Source organism: Brasilonema sp. UFV-L1 (assembly GCF_012912105.1).
Taxonomy (GTDB): Bacteria; Cyanobacteriota; Cyanobacteriia; order Cyanobacteriales; family Nostocaceae; genus Brasilonema.
In genome coordinates this window covers 1-3,488 of record NZ_QMEA01000259.1, presented here as the reverse complement: position 1 = coordinate 3,488, position 3,488 = coordinate 1, and the positions used below count along the sequence as shown (strand labels likewise).

Genomic DNA, 3,488 nt, shown 5'->3' with positions numbered 1-3,488 from the left:
TACAAGCTTTTTCAGACTATTTAGTACATTTGCACCGGGGGAAGTTCAGCTTAAGAGGGATTAAGAGGAGGGGACTGCCCCTCAGTCATATGACGCACTTTGGCGCGTAGTAGGCGACTTCATGTTGCACCTGGAGTTTGCGGACTTGCTTGACATCGCCACGGCGGGAAGCAGCATAAATGCGTTTTTGCAGCTTAAAAACATATCTTTCGGTTTTCACCCAATTGATTTGTTTCCATCCCTCGGTCTTTATTTCTAAATCCGAATTAGGCTTCTCCACAGCTATTAACTCCTGAATGCTTTCCCACACTGCGGCTCACGTCTGCTTATCCCGGTAATTACACCATCCCTTTTCAGACATTACCCGTCATTTCGGGTTGGGCATTAGCTTCTTGAACCATCCCACCCCCTTGTTGCTTATGGTTTGACACCTACCTGTATTTCACAGGAGCATACGAGGGAGTTACTTCGTTCCCATTTTCCATTGATTGAGTCTTTAGGGCGTGTCTCTCCACCGGGGTTCTAGGAGGTGCACTATCTCGGTCGTTGAATCCTGATAGTCCTGATACCCTTGTCGGTTATTTCCGACCCAAGAGGTAAGATATTTCCTACAAGCTTATTTCCCTTGGCATCGTATAACGATGGTTCGTACGACACTTAGTTTGTTCTGCCCATAAACTCTTGCTTGCAGTAGGTGGTTTCAGCTATTACCACCTATTCCTGCTTTCACCCCCGCTTTACATCGTTGATAGTCAGTCTTAGATGTAGGGGCTACCAGCCGTCTGGTAGTTTGTGTGCTTTTAATCTCGCACCGAGATAGTAGGACTTGGTGTATTTTGGTTTAGGTTATAATTTGAGTTATTGAATCTCAATCTTTTCCCAATTCCTCTAGCTTTCTTTGCTTGTTAGCTTGGCTAGATGTCCTCACCTACATGGATAATGAGTTGTCATTGGTTGAGGATGAAAGTGCGAACTCTACCCAGGCTTGGGTTACTCAACCATTGCCAGTCATCCCCCCTTTCAGATTTCGACTTGAACGAATCGCACCAACGGTTACCGAAAAATTGGGTTTAAAGCCCCGCCCTTTGAGGGCGGCTTTTCTTAATTGATTTGTTAGAGCAAAGTGCTGTATTGTATTGATGGTTGGAATTCCCACGGTGGTGGCTTGCATTGGCTCCTTGAACCGGAAAGCCTGCTCAAGGCAAAAAGTAGGGTAGCGAAAACCTCATAAAACATAGCTGTGCTAACTAGCGTTAGACAAACCAGAAAAGCAAAAAACTTTAAAACTCGCTTGGTAATCGGGGGCACCGATGAACCTCCCAATGCATGGGAAAACGCGCAATGGAAGACCAGGGCCTCTGGTATCAATTGAACTAGGCTAGATGATTGGTACTTTTGTGCGGTCATTCGGTTTAGATATTGCCGAAAGGACAATTGGTAGTAAGCTGGGTCGATGAATTAGGAACCTATCCATCTGTTTCGGGAATCTCCCGACTTCAGGCGGGAGAGGATGTCAAGATATCCATTTGTTTAATGGAGAAGAACTGGATACGTGGATACCTAACGCTCTCCAAAGAATATTCTGAAACTCTTGCAGCGAAAGGCTTTAGGCAAGAATAAATGTTTCAGGCTTTGTGTGAGAAATTAAAGTCCAAACTCCTAACAGTGTCTGGGTTTGGTGATTTTGCCTTTGATTTTTCTCTCAGCAAAGTGATGGAAGAGCGATATTGGATTTGATGATGACATTCACGACAGAGGCCATGCTTCGTGCTTTTCGTTCCAGAAAATTTTTGCTGTACTCTATAAGTCAGGGAATTTCCTTAATTGGTACGTCAATGACCCAAGTGGCTATTACTTGGCTTGTGTATCACCTCACCAGTTCCTCCTGGTTGCTAGGTCTGGTGGGCTTTGCAACCCAAATTCCCACTTTTGTTTTGATTCCTCTGGGTGGAATCGTCACAGATCGTTGGAATCGCCACCGCATCCTGATTGTCACCCAAATTCTAGGGATGCTTAAGTCTTTAACCCTGACGTGGCTAGCCCTGAACGATACTATTAACATCTGGCACATTACGCTTCTTTCTTTGCTGCAAGGGATAATTAACGCCTTTGATATTCCGACCCGGCAGGCATTTTTACCAGAAACAGTCGGCAAGGAAAATCTCGGCAATGCGATTGCCTTGTACTCCACCCTTGTCAGCGTTTCGAGTATGCTTGGAGCGGCGGTTGCGGGCGTGTTGAATGCGGTGGTTGGATCGGGCATTTGTTTTCTGATCGATAGTATCAGTTACGTCACTATAATTATTGCCCTCCTCGGGATGCGGCTTGCCCCCAAAAAACTCATCATTTCCACGCGGAAACCTTTAGAAGAATTGAGAACCAGCTTCATCTACGCTTTTGGTTTTCTGCCGTTCTGGTCGGTCTTGATCGGAACGGCTTTAGTCTGCTGTGTATGGGGGTTTTATATAACCTTGGGACCCATTTTTGCCACGGAGGTTCTGCATGGCGGACCCAATACGTTCGGCTTCCTGATGGCAGCTTCAGGCGTGGGAACGTTGGCTGGCAGTATCTACTTGAGTCGACACAAGAGCGTGTTCGGGTTAGAGAAATTCTTGGCATTCGGGACAGCCCTCATGGGGGTGAGCCTGATCGTTTTCGCCCTGTCCGACGTGTTATGGCTTTCCCTACTCTCGCTGGTGGTGAGTGGTTTCGGCTTTATTTTGCAGATAATTTCCGGTCGCACGGTGCTCCAGTTGTTGGTTCTCGACGAGAAGCGTGGGCAGATCACGGGACTTTACGTCATAGCATCTACAGGCGCGGTACCCATAGGCAACCTGCTTGCCGGCGCACTGGCAAGTAGTATTGGTGCTGCCAATACTGTCATCCTCGGTGCCAGTATCTGTATTGTGGGCTCACTCCTCTTTATGCAGCAGTTCTCTGCCTTCCGTGACCAGGTTCGTCTAAATCTACGCGCAGCCGGGTCTCACATTAAGTAGTTTCCTCTATTAAAGTGCAGATCACGAAATTCACGTAAACGCAATGCTTCCGCTTTACCGCCATTAGTTAACAGCAGCCAGTCATCAGCATAGCGTATCAAAGCACATCGTCGAGGATAGCCTCGATATTGAGACGCTAGAAGGTGCAGGCACTATGAGATTCGAGTTACTTAAATTTCCAATGTGCTTGGATGTACTCCTTGTTGCTTTAGGGAATGGCGCATTGTTCAACGGGGTCGCTCGAGTCATTAAAGCCCGCAGCCCAAATACGAGGATGATCGCTATACAAGCCGCAGGCGCACCTGCGATGGTCAAGTCGTGGTGAACAGAGCAGTTGATCGTGCACGAGCGAATCCAAACGATTGCTATGGCATCGGAGTGCGAATACCTATTCCGGAAGCTCTTGAGGATATGCGCGATCTGGTCGATGATGCGATACTTGTCGGGGAGGACTCGATTATGAAGGGAATGGCACTAAGAAAAGCTCTAAGC

Annotated in this window: 4 protein-coding genes; 2 read left to right on the top strand and 2 right to left on the bottom strand. The window is 47.2% G+C overall.

Translation table 11 applies throughout. The features are described 5' to 3' along the window. Positions 1 to 85: 85 nt before the first annotated feature. Together DP117_RS36795 and DP117_RS33770 are read right to left on the bottom strand one after the other, a co-directional pair. The gene (locus DP117_RS36795) at positions 86 to 280 is read right to left on the bottom strand and encodes a reverse transcriptase N-terminal domain-containing protein (RefSeq protein WP_339381152.1); all 195 of its coding nucleotides are present in this window, start codon (positions 278 to 280) and stop codon (positions 86 to 88) included. Between the two features lie 714 nt (positions 281 to 994). Beyond that, positions 995 to 1,171, bottom strand: a complete 177-nt coding sequence (locus DP117_RS33770; protein WP_169222514.1) for a hypothetical protein — start codon at positions 1,169 to 1,171, stop codon at positions 995 to 997. A gap of 263 nt (positions 1,172 to 1,434) precedes the next feature. On the opposite strand from DP117_RS33770, the gene DP117_RS33765 reads away from it, so the two are divergent. Further along, the gene (locus tag DP117_RS33765) at positions 1,435 to 1,620 is read left to right on the top strand and encodes a hypothetical protein (RefSeq protein WP_169222513.1); all 186 of its coding nucleotides are present in this window, start codon (positions 1,435 to 1,437) and stop codon (positions 1,618 to 1,620) included. Positions 1,621 to 1,736: 116 nt separating this feature from the next. Then, the gene (locus DP117_RS33760; RefSeq protein ID WP_169222516.1) at positions 1,737 to 2,996 is read left to right on the top strand and encodes an MFS transporter; all 1,260 of its coding nucleotides are present in this window, start codon (positions 1,737 to 1,739) and stop codon (positions 2,994 to 2,996) included. The last annotated feature ends 492 nt before the right edge of the window (positions 2,997 to 3,488 follow it).

What these genes read in the sequence shown, in the direction of transcription:
- DP117_RS33770 (WP_169222514.1), bottom strand. Translation starts at nt 1,171, where the DNA reads ATGCAAGCCACCACCGTGGGAATTCCAACCATCAATACAATACAGCAC.
- DP117_RS33760 (WP_169222516.1), top strand. Translation starts at nt 1,737, where the DNA reads ATGATGACATTCACGACAGAGGCCATGCTTCGTGCTTTTCGTTCCAGA.